Origin of the sequence: Leptospira interrogans, from assembly GCF_900156205.1 — a bacterium.
Taxonomy (GTDB): Bacteria; Spirochaetota; Leptospiria; order Leptospirales; family Leptospiraceae; genus Leptospira; species Leptospira interrogans.
Map to the genome: position 1 here is coordinate 1 of NZ_FTNA01000001.1, position 18,863 is coordinate 18,863.

The following is an 18,863-nucleotide window of genomic DNA, read 5'->3' on the forward strand; positions in this document are numbered from 1 at the left end:
TGAGTTTTTCCTATTTTTGGGTGGGGGTGGTAAGGTTCGGAAAATTTTTCTCTATCAGAAAAACATACTTTTTGCAAGTAAAAAGACTCATTCTTGTCGGAACACTTGAAAAATGTGCCTTTTTGAGCCCAGAACGGCGATCCATAGAAAGCCCGTTCTGCTTTAGTTCATTTTGATTCTAAAATCCTATTCAACTTGTGGGGTTGGTTATGATAGAGAGCGTTCTGCTGAGTTCAAACGCGATCTGTCGAGCGCTCGCGAGACGCTGAGTTACTTCGAGCGCCCATAGAAGCGTTCTGCTTTAGCTTCCTTGCATCAATTTCTTTCGCGTTATACCAAATTCACGTTAAGTTAAAAATTTAACTCAAAATTTAAAACGAAATCATCTTGAATCTTAAATGGGGCACTTACCATAAAACAGCGGTTATATGCAGATTTGATTTTAGGATCTGAGTATTAGAATTGTTGAAAAATTAATTCTCCATTTGTTTCTATTTTATGGAAATGGGCAATTGAAGCAGTTTTGTTAAACTCCACTATAGAATTTTTCAACAACTCTATTATAGATTTGTTTAAGAAATCAGCCGTGTACATACTACTGAATTTAAATTATAACCTCCTAACTTTTTACAGAGACATTCCTTTTTTGAGGTTTGAGAAGATTCCAAGGCTATTTTTGCCATCGCTTTTATAAATTTGGGATAAATTCCGGGAGCTGGAATTCGGTAGTATTCTAAAATTCCATTTTGATAAGCTACTTTTTTGAGTTGTTCTCCGATTTCTTCTAAGGTTTCTAGGTGATCGCTTACAAAACTGATCGGATAAACGGCTACTCTTTTGACTCCTTTTTTTCCGAGGTCTTCTAACATTTGTATTGTATTTGGTTCGGTCCACTTAGAAGGCCCTACCCTACTCTGAAAAGAGGTATGGCATTCTCCTGAAAATCCATTTTTGTAGAGTAATTTTTTAAGATTTGTTATGTTGGAATCTATTTCTTCCTTGTAGTGATCACCTTTTTGAATTAGGCGGATCGGAATTCCATGTGCGCTAAATACTAAGTCGATCGTTTTCCAGTCAGGAATTTCTTGAAAGGAATTGGAATGTAAAAAGTTTTCCCGATTCAGTTTACCTTGGAAAAAATCCAGAATCAAATCTCGAATCGATTCCAAATAAATTTGAGAAGAATGGAAGGGTGTAATCCAACCTTTAGCACCTACCGGACAAAATCCAACAATTTGTTCTATAAGTTTAGCGGTACTTAAAACGGTGGATCTGGAAAAATGAGGATATAATGGAAATATAATATTTTTATTACTCGGAATCAGAAATTCCGCAGGTATATCTCTAATATTCGGATAACCACAAGTCATAGTAACACTACTTTCCCAAATTTCTCCCGTAATTTTTTTGAGGATTTGGGTGATAGCAGCCGCTTGTTTGTTGGTTTCAGAAACCAAAGGAGAACCTCCTCCAAATCCCATGGACTCATAGGTTTTTGCGATTTTGGGAGCTCTTTTTTTTGCGATCCATCTTCCCAGAGGTTTTCGGATCCATTCTGGAAGTGGAAGATCAAAAACAAAAGGGTCTTCAAAAAGATCGATTAGAAATTTTTCGATTTCAAATTTGTTTCGTGGGCCGCCTAAATTGATAAATAGAATTCTATTTTTCAGATTGTCTTCCTTTAAAAATTAGTTTTAAATTTTACCGATTTTGTCGGAAAACTTAAAACTGAATAATTTCTTAATACAAAAATCCGGTTAGGGATAGTTCTACGTTCCATTCTTTTAGATTCATATAATTTTTATAATGGCCTAAGTGTTGGGATAAAATGTCGCTTTCACTGAGCCCACCTTTGGTAACAAAATGTCCGTCTCCGAAAAGTCTGTGTTCGTTAAGTTTGAGGAACATTAGATAGTTTCCAAAAATTTTTCCTGCTCCTATGTTGAAGTCGATTCCAAAACCGGAAACGTCTCCAATAAAATTGAGAGCCCTCTGATAGTGAAAGTCTCGAAAATGTCCTGTCCAAAAAATTCCAGAAAAAGAAGTTTCAAAAACCCATTCTCCATTTGAATATCTATAACCTAAACCCAAGGGAAATTCGTAAGTAGAATATGAAAAACTTAAACCCAGTCCTATTCTATTTAAAAAAACCGGACTAGAATCGAAAAATTGAAACACGTCATAAAGAATGTATTTCATAAACGTATATTGAAATCCGCCGGTAAGATAAAATCCTTTTCCTTCTTTTCTATAGTCCGCTTCTCCGTCTCCAAAGTATCTTCTTAGGATGAGGGATTGACTATTGTTTTTCATGGATAAACGACCTTTTCCGTCAGCAAAATTTCGAGAACCTATAAAAGTATAAGGAGTGTCATAATAGGAAAATTCCCTCGTCGAAATTTTAGTTCCTCTTTCTACCGTTGGATCTCCTAAAAAGAAATCTTCATCCCTACCCTCTCCTGCGTTTACATAACGTCCGGTGGTTTTTAGATTTAGATCGGCTTCCCATTTTTCCCAACGAAGAGTAAAACCCAATCCGGCGTAGTTAAAGTCTCTTGCATATGTGATTCTAGAGCCTCCTTTAAGTCCGGAAAGATTTGGATATTTGGTGCCGGTTTCAAAGATGTTATCACCTCCGTTTCTTCCGGCGAGTATGGTAAAAGAAGACTGTTGTATCAGTTTTTTAAAAAAAGTTTCTTCGGCTGGAACAGGTTTTTCTTTTGTAGAAAAAGGTTTGGTTTCCTCCGGGTTCGTAACGGCGGCCTGGGAGTAAATCGATACAAACGAAAAAAAGTGTAAGACTAAAATTAGAAAGGAAGTTTGTTTTATTTTCATAGGTTTATTGTCTAAATTTAAATTGCCGACGATTCTGGGGTGCAATCATTTCACCCCGAAAGATTGAATTGACGGATCAAGACAGATTAACCCGCCCTACCCTACTCATGCAATACAGTTTTTAGTGTTTTTGAAATCGATGCGACATAGTTTGATTTGACAGTGTGTGTGCGTCTGGATGAAATTGACTCGGGGACTAAAGATTCATGAATTCTAAAAATCTAACAGTCAGACAGATTTTAGATGAGTTTGAAATTTCCTCGGAAGATGAATTTTTATCCAAGGTAAAGGAATGGAAAATTCCAACTTCCGGAAAAGGAAAATTTGATCGTGAAGTAATAGAAAAATATTTTCAAAAAACCGAAAAACAAACCTATGATTCCTTTATTATCGCAGTCTCTAATCAAAAAGGAGGAGAAGGTAAAACTACGGTTTCGGTATGTTTGGCGGAGGCGCTTTCTAAGTTGGCGCCCGTGCTTCTCGTGGACTGGGACGCTCAGGCCAATATCACTCAACTTTTTTTTGGTGCCGTGGAGCATTCCGTGTTCCATTCTTTGGGTTATAAAGAAGAAAATCAGATTCCGGTAAAAGAGTTGTTAATTAGACTTGCTCCGGATTTGGATTTATTACCTTCTTCCATTCATCTTGCCAATTTTACGACCCCGTATGAAAGGGACGATTTTGAACTTTTGAAAGATGCACTTAAACCGGTTCGTTCCAGTTATAAATATATTATTATAGATTGTCCACCTTCTCTAGGTTTAATTTTAGAAAATGCTTTGATCGCCGCCGATCACGTATTGATACCGATCCAAACACGAGCTTTTAGCGTTCAAGGCCTAAAGGATTTACATTCTACAATTTTAAAAATTAAAAAGAAAGCAAATCCGTCACTTAATCTTTTAGGGGCTGTTCTCAATCAGTATGAAGACGCGCGTGCTCTCGCGGGGCTCGCGGACGCCATCCGAAAATATTTTGAAGTTTTTAATACTGTTATTTATAGAAGAGAATCGATTCCACAGGCGCAGGCTAAGAAAAAACTTTTGGGAGAATACGATAACAAAGCTATGCAGATGTTTTCTTCTTTGGCGGAGGAATTAATGGAGAGGATTTCAAATGGCTAAACGGTCGGATTTTGCGGGAATGGATCTTCTTACCGCGTTTGGAGAAAAAGAATCTTCTAAATTGGAAATACAACTTTCTGATATAGTTCCAAATCCATCCCAACCAAGGGTTTTTGGAAAAGAAGAAGTTTCCGATCTTGTGGAATCTATGAAACGATTGGGATTGATTGAGCCGATTGTAGTACGAAAATCTGGAAAAAAGTATCAGATTGTTGCAGGAGAAAGACGGTATCAGGCCGCAAAAATTCTTAAATGGAATACGATTCCTGCCATTGAAACCTCGGCGTCCGAGGACAAATGTTTTGAGATGGCTCTCGCAGAAAATGAAAAAAGAAAAAGTCTAAACCCTTGGGAAGTAGGACGTGCCATTCAATTTTTAAGAAAAGAAAAAAAGAAAACTGCAGAAGAAGTTTCTAAAATTTTAGGTTTTACCGAAAGATACGTAAAACAATTGAGTTCTATTGCAAGACTCGATCAGAAATCGGTGGGAGACCTAATTAAATCTGGAAAGGATACTTCTGTAAAAAACCTGGAAGCACTTTTAAAACAAAAAGAGGGTAGGGGGGGTGAAATCATTTCATCCCGAAAATTGATTCAATCTAAGATCGTTTTACAGATCGGAAAACTTTCGTTACAACAAAGGGAAAAATTTTTAAAAGAACTTTCTTCTTTAAAAAAGAAATATGGAATCAAAGACTAAAAAAAGAGGTAACCTCAAGGTCAGCCGTGTTTTTAGAAAGAACGATAAACAACTATTTTTAAAATAATTTTTTAATTAAATTCTTTAAACGGAGAAAACATGAAAATCGCTATTATAGCCGGTCCTCATAGAAAAATTTCACAGTCGGCCAAGGTCGCAAATTGGATAGGAAATAGACTTGGATCTTTAGGTCATCAGAGTTGGATTCTTGATTTAGGAAATCATAAACTTCCGGTCTGGGATGATTCCTTTTGGGAAGGTGGAGAGTCTTGGGATAAGATTTGGAAGCCGATAGAAGCTGAACTTAAAAATGCGGAAGCTTTTGTTTTTGTAACTCCGGAATATTCCGGTATGGCCTCTCCCGGACTAAAAAACTTTCTTCTTTACTGTAATTCTACTTTACTTGGTCACAAACCGGTTTTGATAAGCGCTGTTTCTGCGAGTAGGGGAGGGGCTTATCCTATCGCCGAACTTAGGATGAGTAGTTATAAAAATACCAAATTCTGTTACATTCCCGAACATATCATAGTAAGAGACGCAGAACACGTTCTCAACGGACCCGAATCGGCAAGTAAGGAAGATTCTTACATCCGAGATAGGATCGATTTTGCCCTTAAAATTTTAGTAAGTTATGGAGAGGCTCTAAAACAAGTTCGGGATTCTGGAGTGACCATTAAAAAAGAATTCCCAAATGGGATGTAAGAATTTTCAAAAAATATACTTAAGATATTTATAATGTTCTAATGGTTCTATATTAAGGAAATTCCTTTGAAAATCCAGCCGCACTCGTTCTCATTTCTAAATTTGAATGATAGTAATCAATATTAGAGTTGTCGAAAAATTTAATAGTGAAGTTTAACAAAATCACTTCAATTTCTCATTTCAATCAAATGAAAATTTATTTCCAATAACTCTATCGACTTGAGTGTTAATTTTAGAAATGCGTTTGCTGCTGGAGTCTATGAAAAGAACACTATGATGAGCTTGTTTTACTACTCGGACACATGAATAGAATACTTGTGTTAGATTGTTTCAAAAATTTGAATATTTTGGTTTTGCTTTAAAATGCCGTAAATCCCGAATTTGCGATATTTTTTAAATACCACTATTTGTTCGTAAATTAGGCCGTTAATAACTTGGTACTATTTTCATGCGTCCGAGTAGTATTAATTTAGCGCATTACACATAACTCTCAATCACCGAATTTTGGAACCGGATAACAATAGATAGTTGAGTATTATAAAAACGTATCTTTCTGACAATTCTAATTTAGAGGAATACATTCTTAAATACTTATAAGAGTATTAGAATGTTCTGATTTTTTGAAGAACCCAATGGACCGTTTTAGTAAAAAGTAACCAAGTAACAAGAGGGACGATTACATTCAAAAAACCGACGATAAAAATCAACGGCCAGGCAAAACCAGAACCCCAAGCAAAAGGATTTAAGGCGTGCATCAGATGAATCAGTATGGGATGTAGAAAAAAGATCCCCATACTATTTTTGCCGATAAAGGCAAAAGTGGAAATGAACCTTTTATGTTTGTTTTGTTTTTGAGAATCTTCTGCCCAGAAAAATAAAAATAAAAACATAACAAGGGGATAAAAGATCAAATGATTGGAAGAATCAAATTTCCAAAAATAACCTGCAATACCCACTACAGCTAAATAGAATAATATTCCACAAAAAAGAATTTTACTAAAAGAGTAGGGTAGGGGACCGGACTTTTTGAAAAGTAGTAAAAAATTTCTAGGTTCTTTAAACCACTTTTCGGCAAACATAGCAAAGACGAAAAAGAAAAAAAATCCGGTGGGTAAAATCGGCTCTATGGTTTTTAAAACCGGGTCGTCCACGTAATGAAAAAAGTGATTTGATAAAAAATTCGTCACAAGAGCAGTCAAAAGAAAGATCAAAACTGCTTTTGAAGATTTTAAATTAGATACAAATAGTTTCAAAAAAGGGAATATTCCATAAAAGGAAACTAATAGAGGAACAAAATAATAAGGAGCGCACCAGGTTCCGAGTAAAACTCCTTTGAGAAATTCTATTAATTTAGGAAACGTTCCTAATTTTATATAAGAAGCCAAAAGGCTTATACCTAAGTAAGGGATCAAAAAAGAAATTAATTTTGGTTTCCAATAATCTTTCCAGTTTGTGAATTTTAAAAAAATCCCGGAAGAAATAATAAACGCCGGAACCCCAAATCTAGATAAGTTAGAAATAAAAAGAGTAAATGAAGAGGCGCTTTCGTTTGGACCAAAATACTGATAATAAGAGTTCACATGAATAAAAACGATTCCAGTGATGGCAAGTCCTCGGATGAAATCTACGGATTGGCTTCTATTATTTGAAGTTTCTTTTTTCGGAAAAGAAAGTAGAATTTGAGAAGGCGTTTCTGAGGTGATACATATTAGAACTAGTATACAAAGCCCTAATGTATCTATAAGTAATGAAAGATTAGAAATCATAAAAAGAGTGTGCTTTTTTTAAAGATAAAATTAATATTTAAACGTCAAGATGCGATTTTATGATAAGGAAGTAAATCTTTTAGGCGGTTTGAAAAATGAATACGTTGGAGATTCCTGCTGGTGGAATCGTTTTTAAAGAAGGAGATACAAATAACGCGATGTATGTAATTCTCTCCGGCTCCGTCGAAGTTTTTTTTACTCGGAAAAATACAATCCAACGTCTTGCTGTCATGAAAAAAGGAGATTTTTTTGGTGAAATGGCTTTGTTTCGTGCAATGCCCAGAACCGCTACCGCAAAAGCAATTTTAGATTGTAGACTTGCCGTGATAGAAAGTAGACAACAGCTAGAAAGATTTCTAGTTAAAAATCCAGATTTTTCTGCCAAAATGGTTCGGATTCTTGCGGATCGTTTGGCACACACGGACGAAATTCTAGGTTCAAAATTAGAAGAATAAGATTCTAACCTAACATAAATTAGGTGTAAGAATAGAGTGTATCTATTTGATTTATAATAGAAAAATCCAATAGAATTGTTGAAAAATTAATTCTCCATCTGTTTCTATTTTATGGAAACGAGCAATTAAAGCAGTTTTGTTAATTGGAACTAGGGAATTTTTCAACAACTCTAATTTAGTTTTTGACTCTATAGCTGGATTTTTTACATCGAACTTGTATTTCTCAAGCGGTTCCAAATAAAATTCAAAAAGTTGGAACATTTCAATAAAGCGGAATTAACTTTTTGTTATTTATGATCGTAAAACAATTCTTGAACTTTGTATTTACGGAAGATTTAAATAAATGGATTTTCCTTGAAATTAATGTTTGAAGCGAGTTACAATTCTAAGTTAAGTTGTCTTCTATGAAAAACGTAATCATCACAGGTGCAAGTTCTGGAATTGGAAAGGAATTGGCTAGGCTTTACGCACAAACTGGAGCAAACGTAGCCCTTACGGCGAGACGAAAGGACGTTCTCAAAAAAATTGTAGAAGAATTGAAATCTTCTGGAACGAAGGGTAAAATTCTTTTTGCTTCTTTGGATGTATCTGATGCAGACCAAAATTTTAAGGTCATTCCTAAATTGATTAAGGAGTTAGGTGGTTTAGATCTGATCGTTTTAAATGCGGGCATTTCTACTACTTCTTCATTTGGTGGAAGAAGTTTTGAAGCGGATCGTGCAGTGATTGAAACCAATTTGATCGGGGCTATGGCGGGTGTAGAAGCGGTTCTTCCGATTTTTCAAAAACAGAAATCGGGTCAAATTGTAGCGATCTCTTCCGTTGCATCGTTTAGAGGACTTCCTGGTTCTGCTAGCTATTCTTCTTCCAAGGCGGGATTATCTGTCTATATGGAAGCGCTTCGAGGAGAAGTAAAACGATATGGAATTTCTGTAAGCGTAATTCATCCTGGATTTATAGACACTCCGATCAATAATCGGATGAAGTCTCGCCCTTTTGTAATTTCCGTAGAACGAGGTGCGCAAAAAATATTTAAAAGAATTGAAAACAATGTTTTATCGGCTACAGTTCCTTGGTTCCCATGGGTTTTCCTGGGTTATCTTATGAAACGCATTCCAGAATTTTTATGGTCGAAGATCAGTCTGAAATAAACTTACCCTTTGAAAAGCAGAATCCGAAAAGTAAAAATTTGATTCGGGTTTTATTTGTCTGTCTTGGAAATATTTGCAGATCCCCTGCCGCAGAAGGAGCTTTTTTGGATTTGATTCAAAAGAGAAATTTAGAATCTTCCTTCTTAGTAGATTCTTGTGGAACTTCTAGATATCATATCGGAGAACTTCCTGATCCTAGAACCAGACAAGCCGCGCGAAAAAGAGGGATCGAACTAACTCATAGGGCGAGACAGTTTAGAAGAGAAGATTTTAGAGAATTCGACTACATTCTAACGATGGATAAATCCAATCAAAAGGACGTTTTATCTCTCGCGTCCTCGGATGAGGAAAGAAAAAAAGTACAATTGTTTCGATTTTTTCAAAAAGATTCAAAAAAAGATTCCGAGGTTCCAGATCCGTATTACGGAACTTTGAAAGACTTTGAAGAAGTGCAAAATATTGTCTCGGATGTCGCAGAAGACTTTCTTGAATTCCTGCTTTCTAGAAAATTGGATTTAAAAACCTAATCCAAGAAAGCGGGAGAGAATATTCACAAATGGGTGAATCCAATCAAAAGAAAGTAGTCGTTATAGGCGCGGGGTTTGGCGGTTTACAGGCCGTTAAAAAACTATCTCAAAATAACAATTTAGACATTACAGTAATCGATAAAAAGAATCACCACCTATTTCAGCCGCTTCTGTATCAAGTGGCTACTGCAGTTTTAAGTCCAGCGGATATAGCGATTCCTACTCGTTCTTTGGTAGGAGAAAGTAAAAATGTGACTGTGGTTTTAGGGGAAGCAACTAAAATCGATCTCAAAACAAAAACGGTTTATTATCAAAACACTTCAACGAATTATGATTATCTAATATTATCTGCGGGTGCTAGGTCCAGTTATTTCGGAAATGATCATTGGGAAAAATACACGATTGGTCTCAAAAATTTAAAGGACGCATTAAAGATTCGTCATAAACTTTTGATTTCGTTTGAAAAAGCCGAGTTGTCCGGTGATCCGGAAGTGGTTAAGTCTCTTTTAAATTACGTGATTATAGGTGGTGGTCCAACTGGAGTGGAACTCGCGGGTTCTATCGCAGAACTTTCCCATCAAATTATTCGGGATGAATTTCATACGATTGACCCCGCCTTATCTAAGATAACTTTGATCGAAGCTTCTCCTAGATTACTGATGACCTTTGATCCTTCTTTAGGAGAGTTTACAAAAAAACGTTTAGAAAGAAGGGGAGTGGAGGTTTTGACCGGCACCAGAGTGATTGATATTAACGAACGAGGAGTTCAACTCGAAGGAAAAATGATTCCTACTCAAACAGTTATCTGGGCGGCGGGAGTTCAGGCCAATAGCATTGCGGCTACGTTAGACGTCACATTGGACCGAGGAGGTAGGGTGATCGTGGACGAGTTTTGCAACATCGAAGGTCACTCCGAAGTTTTTGTAATCGGGGACATCGCCAGTTATTCTAAAGGTTTAGAACGTCCATTGCCGGGAGTTTCTCCCGTTGCGATGCAACAGGGAAGATATGTCGCTTCTCTCATTCAAAACGATCTAAAAAATAAAAAACGAAAACCTTTTCATTATATAGACAAAGGTTCTATGGCTACGATCGGTAGAACGGACGCGGTCGCTCAGGTGGGAATTCTGAAAATGAAAGGTCTATTTGGTTGGTTGGCTTGGCTTTTTGTCCATTTGTTTTATCAGGTAGGATTTAAGAATAAGATTACGATTTTAATCACCTGGGTTTGGTCGTATATTGCTTTTCGTGCAGAGGCAAGAGTAATTCAAGACGAGATCAGCGCGGATAACGATTGAATATGAAAATTAGATTCTTGGCGGCGATTGCTTTCTTGTGCGTTAGTCTTTTTTTGTCCTTTTATTTTTTGAAAAATACGGAATATATACCGAAAGATGCAATAGCCGTATCCAATCACTTTCTGCGATTGTTGATTACAAAAAAGCTTAAAGAGGCATACAGTTTAACGAACGAGAATGCGATTGTGGGAACTTCTTACGAAAGATTTCAAAAAAAAGTCGATCAAGAATTAGGGAATGGAGACGGGATGGGCAACTGTGACCTTTCAATTAAGTCTTATGGCCCGAAACAAACGTATGGAAACAGACTTAAGAGATATTGGAACCAAGATACTGTTGAGGTCGATCCACTCTATGTAGAATACTATCCTTGCGGACTTCCATTTCAAATTGTACTACATCTCAATCGAAATGGAGAATGGAAGATCGTTAATTTTCAGTCTCACGCTGATTAAAACTTTTGAATCAATAATAAAATCAAATTTTTTAATATTCTTTGTGAGGGGATTGGTCTGCTACGGTCGTCGATTCTTTATTTTGCGATTTCGATTGATCGATTGTGATATAGAAGTATTTTTGCTGGGAAAAGTGTTTTTGATTCAGGGATCGAATGTTTCTCAGAACTTCAATCCACTCTCCAGATAATTTTACGAACTGGGAATTCAACGGAAAAGGAATATGAACGATTCATTAACAAACGCGATCTTGAAAGGAGACGTTCCGGTGGTGGATTTGGTATCAAATGCTTTATTAAATTAATATGATACGATATTGTGGGATAAGATGTCTATATCCTATCGATCAAAGATTGGATCGAAATTAAGATGGAGTGTCTTCTCCGAAAATTCTTATGGTAAAATGTTTTGTTGAAACAAACATAAATTCGAAAAAAAAGATTTAAGGAATGCTTAAATACTCACAAAATCGTAATCCTTTTTTAGTTCGAATAAAAGTAAATTTCATCTGCGATCCCTCTTCTGAATTGAAAGTTGGTTTTTGAACCGTTACTAAAACAGCATAGACCTTTGTAGAATTAAACTCTTCTTTTGAGAGAATACAAGAACGATTGAATCGATCTGGAATTGGATCTTCCAAATCGATTTTATAGTTGTTTGGATTTAAGAGTTTTGTTTTTATCTCGGCATTTAAGAATAGGGGCTTGTCTTTTTCCAAAAAGGTATCAATTGATATATAGGAAAGATCGGAATACAATTTATCATAATTCGAATCCTGAAATTTCTCCAATCGGGATTCTTCTTCCGGAGTATTGGTCAAACATTCCGGACAATAAATGCAATTCGTAGAGAGCCTTTTTGTTTCTTTGAGATCGTCTGTAAGAATTGAATTTGCAAATTGGATCCATACTTTTTGTATCTCTGATTCGGTTTGATTTTTTGAATCGATAGAATCCGGAGTCTCATTCAGTTTTAGTTTATAAAATATCGAAAGACCTGCGATTGAAATCATCAGCAAAAATAGAAGAATTTGGATTTTATATTTTTTCATAGTTTTTAGAAATTATTACTCAGACGCATGAATAGAATACTTGTGTTAGATTGTTTCAAAAATTTGAATATTTTGATCCTGCTTTAAAATGCAAGTAAATCCCGAATTTGCGGTATTTTTAAATACCACTATTTTTTTCGTAAATTCAGCCGTTAATAACTTGGTACTATTTTCATGCGTCCGGGTAGTAAGAGCTAGGTTTTTTGAGTCGGTTAACGATTCTATAAAATAGATTTGTTTGAATTCCATCAAGCTTATATTTGATAAGTAGAATCTTTCCCATGATTCTGTTTTTCTTTTTTCAGTGAAAACAAGGGAAGTGTTTTATGCTTCTTTTCCCTTGAAAAAATTCTTGAATCCTTCTTTCTTATGTTGAAAATGCTCCGTGATATGAATCCTTCATTTTGGTTGGGCAAAACGATTGTATTAACTGGTGGTTCTTCTGGAATTGGAGAGGCGATTTTAGGGATTTTATCTAAATTAGATTGTACTTTGATCAATCTTTCTAGAACTGAACCGAAACTTTTAAAACAAAAGAAAGGTATCGTTGCTGATTGGATTCATATCTCTACTGATTTAAGTTCTGAGAAAGAAATAGACAAGGCGGTTAAAAAAATTTCTAAAGATTATCGAGGTATAGACGTTCTATTTGCAAACGCTGGTATTACAACTCATTCTCGTTTTGATTCTACTAGAATCGAAACTTTTCGTAAAACCTTTGATATTAATTTTTTCGGTCCTATTTATCTCATTCAAAGATTATTACCTCAGATCAAACTAAATCGAGGTTCCGTAATCGCTACGTCTACTGTGAGTGGACTCTACGGGATCCCAGGAAGAAGTGCTTATTCTTCTTCTAAGTCTGCCTTACACTCTGCTTTGGAAGCGGCAAGGATCGAACTTTCCGAAGATGGTTTGTCGTTTATCATTTTCTGTCCACCTTATACTAAAACGAAACTACGTTCTTCTGGTTTGGACGGAGACGGAAACGTTTTGAACGAATCTCAACATTCTAGTGACAAGATTAAATCTCCCGAAGAAGTCGCGTCTAAAATGATCGATTCGGTGGAAGATCCAGAATCTAGATTAGTTATCATGGACAGCTCTGGTTTTTTTCTAAAATGGTTAAGAAACTTTGCACCTGCATTTTTAGAAAAAACTCTATTCAAAAAACTTTATAAAGATTTTCACTAGAAGGAAAGCATGGAAACAAGAAGTATTGTTAAAGAATTTCAATTTGATTATCCTCTTATGAGGGTTTGGAATGCGGTTACTGTAAATGAAGAATTAATTCACTGGCTTGCGGATAAGGTGACGGGGCGTCCTAAAGAAGGAGCTAACTTTGCTTGGACTTGGAGGCTCGGGATGGAAGGAGATCTTACGACTAACGGTATTTATAAAAAGATAATTCCTTTTAAAGAATTGATACTACTTTGGCAAGATCATCCTGCAGGAGAAATAGAATTAAAATTGGAATTTCATTCTTTAGGCGAAGATTCCTCTAAATTGGTAGTTACAAATTCAGGGTATCCGGTTGGAGATAAGTATGACGTATGGATAGAAGCTGCTTCTGAAGGTTGGGAAGAAGAGGGAAAACATTTGAGGGAGTATTTGAAAAAGTCTTGAACGCCTAAGGCCTCTTAAAAGGATGGTAAAAAGAACCTATTAGGAAAGGTGATTTTTACCTGTGGAACTACCTGAATTAGAGACTTACTTTCAAACCCTCACTGATCTTACTGATGCGATTGCGGTTGTCAATTCTCCTTACGAATCAGACTTCGATTTTGATATAAGACAGTTAGAACAATATTTTGCGGACATCACTTCCAGACCTTGGGAGACTTCGGATAGAGATTACTTCAATCTTTTTTCCAGCCACTTTACGTTTCATACTAAGATCGTGGAAGAAATCATTCATGAGGCGAGAAGAGTTTTGATGCCTGAAAGAAGAACTTATGTAAAACGTTTGGTTGCTTATCATAAACACGCTGAAGAATGGTTTGCGGAGTTACAAAAGAAACGCAGACAGTTCTCTCAGAAAGATATGGTGACTGCCTGATTTCATTTGACAGTCTTTCACTTTCTTAAAATCTGAGCCGGTATTTCCCACCGGCTCTTTTTTTGTGATTTGTTTCAAATTCCAATTTATTTTTTGTCGGAACTGATCATGCGAAATCAAATGTCATCTTGCTTTGCAGAACACGCTGTTGTATGTTTGCTGGACTGAGAGAAAATGATTGAATAGGTTTGGGATTTTACAGTTGAATACAATTTTTATGTGAGTTCCCACGTTTTAAAAATAAAATCCTATGTAGTAGTTTCTATGATGAGTTTTAAAAAAGTTTTTAGTTGCAAAAAGTATAATCTTATAACCGGGAGAATTCCTTGAAATCAAAACCGTTTCTTTGGTACCCAGTTCTTTTGTTTTTTGCGATTTTTTTATTCGACAAACTTTTCTTTTTAGACCAAGTCCGGGATTACGTAAAACAAGAATTCACTTATATCTATTACGACGTCAAAAAAGAACTTCTCAAAGAGATCGTTTTCAAATACGGTCCCGACGGAGAATATACTAGAAACCCCGAAAAAAAGAAAAAGCTAATGATCCTTATGGGATCTTCTAGAATGCTCTACTTTCAAAATTCAGATCTTTTGGCGTTTTATCCGGATTGGGATATTTATAATCTTTCTTCTGCGGTTACTACCCCGGCTTATTATTTATACTTTTTGGAAAAACTGATAAAAAACGGTGGAGTTCACCCCGATCTGATCGTGATCGAAACGGATCCATTTCAGTTTAATAAAAACAGTACTACATTCAAAAAAGCGAATTTAGCAAATAGTTTTGATCCTATCTTCATTCTAAAATATGCATGGACTTTTGGAAAAGAAAACGTAAATTATTACTTTGCGAATTTTCTTTTCGGAGTGAGTTATAACAAACCCTATATCGGCAACGTAATCAAACGTTTTAAGAATGAAAATTCTGCGATGGGTGAATTGTTAAAAACGATGACGATTGCCACTCTAAAATCTGATAAGGGAAATGCAATTTCTCCGGCGGGCGCTTATGTGGAAAAAGACTTTGGTAAAATTCAAGAGTCTGCCCGTAAAACGATCGGTTGGATCTATCCTTCTTACACCCCTTCGGAGATGCAGTATGAATTCTATAAGAAAATTTTTATACTACAAAGAGAAGAAAATCTAAAAATCTTATTCGTAAGACCTGGAGTTTCTCCTCCTATGGAAAAAGTTTTGGACGAGTTAAAAATTCCAGAAACTTGGTCACAAAAAATAAAACCAATTCATGACGATTGGAAAATTCCTTTGATCGATATGAGTAAAGATCCTTATTATGCCTGTAATTCTTATGCGGATAGTGGACATATTTCTTTGGATTGTTATCGTCCTTTTATCCGATTTATTTTGCTTCATTATTATTTAGATCCAAAATAAAAATCAATTTTCTCAAAGTTTGAACCACGACGAATTCAATCTTGTTGTAATATAATTTTCTGCTCAATTGATTGAAAACTATAAAAATAAATTATGTTTTTCTTAAATACTTAACGTGAGTTCTGGATAAGGTGATGAGAAATTTTTTAAAAACATGAGTTCCTATTTGCAGAAATGAATTTGCCGAGCATAGTTGTTGCTGGATCGTGCTAAGTTAAAAGAGAAAAGTTTTGTTGAGTTCAGGAGTCAGTCGTTATATTAAATTTTGATTCTCCAAGATTCTCTTTCTCTAAATTCATATGATTAAAGTATAAACTATTAAATAACATGGGTTCTGCGTAAGGAATTCGTTTTATAAAAACCTGATTTTTCTATAAAAATAAATGTTTAAAAATTTGTAATATGACTTAATCTGTGGGAACTCTCACAAATTTATATTTTAACGTAATCAGGACGTGAAAACTCTGTTTTCTCTTAAAGTCAATTTTTTCGTAAAAAAATAGATGTGGGAACTACCACAAATCGTGGATTTGCAGTTGGACTTTGTAAATTGTGGGAACTACTATGAAATACAAAAGAATCATCGTCTAATCCGATTTTTGCACAAAACCGTTGTTTTAGGGTCATCATCAAAATTTAAATTCGTTTTAACGCGAGTTCAGTTGAGAAAAACTTTTTTAAAAGTATGAGTTCCCACAAATTTAGAAATTGTTTATAAAATCGTGGATTTGCAGTAGTTCCTACAGAAACAGTTGCTTGGAAACCGTTTATCATTTTGTAATTATTCTTTTTTTAGAATTTGATTTTGTAATACTCACATCCCACATCATTTTACAGACGAACCTAAATTTTGTAATAGTTCCCACGCTTGAATACGACAGATTCAATTATTATAAACTTCTATTTTATAAATTGTAATAGTTCCCACATTCTAAGATTGTTTTGGATAATCCATCTGATTTCTCAAATTCAGGCAGTATAAATTCTAAAGGAAATGGGTGGAGTTCCTACCTTTAAGGAATCGATCTGTAAAATTCAGATTTTTTTCAGAAAAATGAATCATAGGTTCCTTATGCCCTTGCCCATATTAGGATAGGTGGAATTCTACATTTTCGTAAAAATGTACGATTTTTTTTGTAAGTCGTTTATAGTTCTTATAGGCAAATCACTTTCATTTGTGATTTCGGATTTTCTTGACTTTTGAATTCTATTCTTTTACGTTTGTGGGAAGTTTTCAAACTTTTAAGGAATAATGATGAAACGATTTTGTTTGGCTATTGTTACGGTTGCGATTTCTTATTGTAACTCCACTCCTAATGTGGAGAATAAAGGTAAAGATTTAGAAGTTCAAATTCTTCCTCCAAATATCCGTGTGGAAAAGTATAAAGAAACTTTCAACATGAAAGCAGAAGGTCCGGTTGTTACCGATTGTAGTGGTAAACCTTGTTCTACTGAACAGTTAGATGGTTTAAAATCGGATCAAATCAAAAAGTTCAAAAAGAACGGAGCTTGGAAAGAATATCAGGAAAAAGAAGATTCTGCTACGAAAAAGAAAGTTTCTGTTCTAATTCGAACCGGTGAATATAAGGATGATAAAAGGGAAGGTTCTTGGAAGACTCTTTACGAAACCGGTGAGGTTCTGCGTGACACTCCTTACGTAGGTGGTGTAAAAGAAGGAGAAGAAAAGAAATTCAAAAGAGATGGTGTTCAAACAGAGAGTATTACTTATAAAGCCGATAAAAAGAACGGGCCTTATTGGAAAAAAAACAACGAAGGTTTGATGGACGAAGAAGGTTCCTATAAAGAAGATCAAAAAGATGGTCTTTGGACTGAATACTACGCGGACCCCGGTCAAAATGGTGCTAAGAAAAAAGTGTCCAACTATTCTAACGGTTTAAAACAAGGTCAGGAAACTTCTTTTCATAAGGACGGGAGTACGGTTCAAAGCGAAGGTTCTTACAAGGATGATCTGAAAACCGGTATCTGGAAAACCTATTATGATAACGGTTCGATTCAGATGGAAGGTGGTTACAAACCTAAGTTAGAACCTGGAACCGAAAAAGAAAAAGATCCAAAAGAAAAAAAGGCCCTTCGTTCCGGTTACTGGAAAGAATATTATAAAAATGGAAATATATTTGCAGAAGGTCAAAGAGAGCATACTCGAAAAGGAATTTGGAAATTTAATTGGAGTAATGGAAATCCCGCCTACAAAGGTGAGATGATGAACGAGTTTATGATGTCCTCTGCGGAAGCTTATAACAAAGAAGGACAGTTGATCGGAAAAGGAAAACTTCAGTTTTCCATCATGAACATAGACGAGGCTACAAACGAACTCAAAGCGAGTTATAAACCAGACATCCCATTTACATATTATAAGGACGGTAAAAAACAATTTGAAATTGTAAGCGATTCTAAAGCGATCGAATACGACGAAAATGGTTCTAAAACCGGAGAGGGCCCCATCATGGTCGGTACAAATAAGAAAAACGGCTGCTGGACGGTTGGTTCTGGAAAAGTGTATTACATAAACGGAAACGAAAACAAAAGAATGGGAGAAATGCAAGGTTGTAAATAATCTATACGTTAGCTTAGAAAACGTCTTATTTTTTTAGTTCAAAAAGCGTTTTCTAAGCGGCTGTTCTTGCTGTGTTTGATATTTGAGAGGATAATTGTTTTATTCGAGAGTTTGTATATTCATATTTGATTATATGATTTCGATTTTTATCAAAAAATAAAATTCAATCTAAAAGCTGGTCTCGAAACCTCAAAGAATTTATGAGATAATTCTTTAGAAATTTTGAATCAAGTGCAGTAGTTCCTACAAATTAGGTTTCATTTGGCAATTTGCAAACTTTCGAGCAGTTCTAATCTCGTTAAATTTTCGTAGTAGTTCCCACCCCACAACGCGATTCATAGAGAGCGTTGTGCTGAGTTTCCCTATTTTGGGTGGGGTGGTAAGGTTCGGAAAATTTTTCTCTATTAGAAAAACATACTTTTTGCAAATAAAAAGACTCATTCTTGTCGGAACACTTGAAAAATGTGCGTTTTTAATCCTTCTCATTCTAAAATTCTATTAACTTGTGGGTAAGGTGATCGCTCTCGACGGGTCGCGTTTTAGGGCCGCTCGGGTAACTTAACAACACCTCCCTAAACTCAATGCATCGTTTCTATGGTCACTCTGCAGGATTTTTGGGACAGATCTTAGCGTAAGACTTGAGCTTTATCGTAAAAAGTTGGTGTGGGAACTCACACGAAAATTATGCGGGTGCTCTAAATGTAGTAGTTTCTACTTTCTTAGATAATATGTTGAGCTTCTTTAATATTTTTAAATCAATTTTTATTT

At 35.4% G+C, this 18,863-nt stretch carries 17 protein-coding genes; 13 read left to right on the forward strand and 4 right to left on the reverse strand.

Annotated features, from left to right (window positions below):
- Positions 1 to 572: 572 nt before the first annotated feature.
- Entirely contained in the window at positions 573 to 1,670 is a 1,098-nt protein-coding gene (hemH, locus tag BW942_RS00005) for a ferrochelatase (RefSeq protein WP_080011809.1), read from the reverse strand.
- 70 nt (positions 1,671 to 1,740) lie between these two features.
- The gene (locus BW942_RS00010) at positions 1,741 to 2,835 is read right to left on the reverse strand and encodes a putative porin (protein ID WP_001983163.1); all 1,095 of its coding nucleotides are present in this window, start codon (positions 2,833 to 2,835) and stop codon (positions 1,741 to 1,743) included.
- 206 nt (positions 2,836 to 3,041) lie between these two features.
- Here BW942_RS00010 and BW942_RS00015 point away from each other — a divergent pair, with 206 nt between their 5' ends.
- The 3 genes from BW942_RS00015 (at position 3,042) to BW942_RS00025 (ending at position 5,361) form a co-directional block, all read left to right on the forward strand.
- Positions 3,042 to 3,959, forward strand: coding sequence for a ParA family protein (locus tag BW942_RS00015; RefSeq protein ID WP_001086265.1), 918 nt, complete (start codon positions 3,042 to 3,044; stop codon positions 3,957 to 3,959).
- Positions 3,952 to 4,659 carry a ParB/RepB/Spo0J family partition protein gene (locus tag BW942_RS00020; RefSeq protein ID WP_001129332.1) on the forward strand — a complete coding sequence of 236 codons (708 nt, stop codon included), beginning with the start codon at positions 3,952 to 3,954 and terminating at the stop codon, positions 4,657 to 4,659. The genes BW942_RS00015 and BW942_RS00020 overlap by 8 nt, the downstream gene beginning before the upstream one ends.
- Before the next feature lie 99 nt (positions 4,660 to 4,758).
- Positions 4,759 to 5,361 carry an NADPH-dependent FMN reductase gene (locus BW942_RS00025; RefSeq protein ID WP_000684128.1) on the forward strand — a complete coding sequence of 201 codons (603 nt, stop codon included), beginning with the start codon at positions 4,759 to 4,761 and terminating at the stop codon, positions 5,359 to 5,361.
- A gap of 602 nt (positions 5,362 to 5,963) precedes the next feature.
- Here the strand turns inward: BW942_RS00025 and BW942_RS00035 are convergent.
- Positions 5,964 to 7,127 carry an acyltransferase gene (locus tag BW942_RS00035; RefSeq protein ID WP_000625156.1) on the reverse strand — a complete coding sequence of 388 codons (1,164 nt, stop codon included), beginning with the start codon at positions 7,125 to 7,127 and terminating at the stop codon, positions 5,964 to 5,966.
- Between the two features lie 95 nt (positions 7,128 to 7,222).
- Between BW942_RS00035 and BW942_RS00040 the strand changes: the two genes are divergently transcribed.
- The 5 genes from BW942_RS00040 to BW942_RS00060 all read left to right on the forward strand — a co-directional run bounded on the left by BW942_RS00040 (position 7,223) and on the right by BW942_RS00060 (position 11,013).
- Entirely contained in the window at positions 7,223 to 7,582 is a 360-nt protein-coding gene (locus BW942_RS00040; RefSeq protein WP_001093846.1) for a cyclic nucleotide-binding domain-containing protein, read from the forward strand.
- Positions 7,583 to 7,986: 404 nt separating this feature from the next.
- On the forward strand, positions 7,987 to 8,733 hold the full coding sequence (locus BW942_RS00045; RefSeq protein ID WP_000800040.1) for an SDR family oxidoreductase: 747 nt from the start codon (positions 7,987 to 7,989) through the stop codon (positions 8,731 to 8,733).
- Positions 8,709 to 9,260 (forward strand): low molecular weight protein-tyrosine-phosphatase, encoded by a 552-nt coding sequence (locus BW942_RS00050; protein ID WP_000229001.1) that lies wholly within the window; start codon positions 8,709 to 8,711, stop codon positions 9,258 to 9,260. The genes BW942_RS00045 and BW942_RS00050 overlap by 25 nt, the downstream gene beginning before the upstream one ends.
- 29 nt (positions 9,261 to 9,289) lie before the next feature.
- The gene (locus BW942_RS00055; RefSeq protein WP_000504735.1) at positions 9,290 to 10,558 is read left to right on the forward strand and encodes an NAD(P)/FAD-dependent oxidoreductase; all 1,269 of its coding nucleotides are present in this window, start codon (positions 9,290 to 9,292) and stop codon (positions 10,556 to 10,558) included.
- 2 nt (positions 10,559 to 10,560) lie between these two features.
- Complete coding sequence (locus BW942_RS00060; RefSeq protein WP_000701955.1) at positions 10,561 to 11,013, forward strand: sugar:proton symporter; 453 nt, start codon at positions 10,561 to 10,563, stop codon at positions 11,011 to 11,013.
- 442 nt (positions 11,014 to 11,455) lie between these two features.
- Here the strand turns inward: BW942_RS00060 and BW942_RS00065 are convergent, their stop codons facing one another.
- Positions 11,456 to 12,064: a hypothetical protein gene (locus BW942_RS00065; protein ID WP_000760133.1), complete on the reverse strand. Its 609-nt coding sequence runs from the start codon at positions 12,062 to 12,064 to the stop codon at positions 11,456 to 11,458.
- A gap of 390 nt (positions 12,065 to 12,454) precedes the next feature.
- Here BW942_RS00065 and BW942_RS00075 point away from each other — a divergent pair, with 390 nt between their 5' ends.
- The 5 genes from BW942_RS00075 (at position 12,455) to BW942_RS00100 (ending at position 18,095) form a co-directional block, all read left to right on the forward strand.
- Positions 12,455 to 13,258, forward strand: a complete 804-nt coding sequence (locus tag BW942_RS00075; RefSeq protein WP_001069860.1) for an SDR family NAD(P)-dependent oxidoreductase — start codon at positions 12,455 to 12,457, stop codon at positions 13,256 to 13,258.
- Between the two features lie 9 nt (positions 13,259 to 13,267).
- Positions 13,268 to 13,690, forward strand: coding sequence for an SRPBCC family protein (locus BW942_RS00080; RefSeq protein WP_000450144.1), 423 nt, complete (start codon positions 13,268 to 13,270; stop codon positions 13,688 to 13,690).
- 61 nt (positions 13,691 to 13,751) lie between these two features.
- On the forward strand, positions 13,752 to 14,123 hold the full coding sequence (locus BW942_RS00085; protein ID WP_000422624.1) for a hypothetical protein: 372 nt from the start codon (positions 13,752 to 13,754) through the stop codon (positions 14,121 to 14,123).
- Between the two features lie 326 nt (positions 14,124 to 14,449).
- Positions 14,450 to 15,520 carry a DUF1574 domain-containing protein gene (locus BW942_RS00090; RefSeq protein ID WP_000837643.1) on the forward strand — a complete coding sequence of 357 codons (1,071 nt, stop codon included), beginning with the start codon at positions 14,450 to 14,452 and terminating at the stop codon, positions 15,518 to 15,520.
- 1,255 nt (positions 15,521 to 16,775) lie between these two features.
- The gene (locus tag BW942_RS00100; RefSeq protein WP_000819152.1) at positions 16,776 to 18,095 is read left to right on the forward strand and encodes an LIC20035 family adhesin; all 1,320 of its coding nucleotides are present in this window, start codon (positions 16,776 to 16,778) and stop codon (positions 18,093 to 18,095) included.
- The last annotated feature ends 768 nt before the right edge of the window (positions 18,096 to 18,863 follow it).

Excerpts from the sequence above, each read along its gene's own strand:
- BW942_RS00020 (WP_001129332.1), top strand. The coding sequence starts at position 3,952 with ATGGCTAAACGGTCGGATTTTGCGGGAATGGATCTTCTTACCGCGTTT.
- BW942_RS00080 (WP_000450144.1), top strand. The coding sequence starts at position 13,268 with ATGGAAACAAGAAGTATTGTTAAAGAATTTCAATTTGATTATCCTCTT.
- BW942_RS00045 (WP_000800040.1), top strand. The coding sequence starts at position 7,987 with ATGAAAAACGTAATCATCACAGGTGCAAGTTCTGGAATTGGAAAGGAA.
- BW942_RS00100 (WP_000819152.1), top strand. The coding sequence starts at position 16,776 with ATGAAACGATTTTGTTTGGCTATTGTTACGGTTGCGATTTCTTATTGT.
- BW942_RS00040 (WP_001093846.1), top strand. The coding sequence starts at position 7,223 with ATGAATACGTTGGAGATTCCTGCTGGTGGAATCGTTTTTAAAGAAGGA.
- BW942_RS00035 (WP_000625156.1), bottom strand. The coding sequence starts at position 7,127 with ATGATTTCTAATCTTTCATTACTTATAGATACATTAGGGCTTTGTATA.
- BW942_RS00025 (WP_000684128.1), top strand. The coding sequence starts at position 4,759 with ATGAAAATCGCTATTATAGCCGGTCCTCATAGAAAAATTTCACAGTCG.
- BW942_RS00015 (WP_001086265.1), top strand. The coding sequence starts at position 3,042 with ATGAATTCTAAAAATCTAACAGTCAGACAGATTTTAGATGAGTTTGAA.
- BW942_RS00055 (WP_000504735.1), top strand. The coding sequence starts at position 9,290 with ATGGGTGAATCCAATCAAAAGAAAGTAGTCGTTATAGGCGCGGGGTTT.
- BW942_RS00060 (WP_000701955.1), top strand. The coding sequence starts at position 10,561 with ATGAAAATTAGATTCTTGGCGGCGATTGCTTTCTTGTGCGTTAGTCTT.
- BW942_RS00010 (WP_001983163.1), bottom strand. The coding sequence starts at position 2,835 with ATGAAAATAAAACAAACTTCCTTTCTAATTTTAGTCTTACACTTTTTT.
- BW942_RS00075 (WP_001069860.1), top strand. The coding sequence starts at position 12,455 with ATGAATCCTTCATTTTGGTTGGGCAAAACGATTGTATTAACTGGTGGT.
- BW942_RS00050 (WP_000229001.1), top strand. The coding sequence starts at position 8,709 with ATGGTCGAAGATCAGTCTGAAATAAACTTACCCTTTGAAAAGCAGAAT.
- BW942_RS00065 (WP_000760133.1), bottom strand. The coding sequence starts at position 12,064 with ATGAAAAAATATAAAATCCAAATTCTTCTATTTTTGCTGATGATTTCA.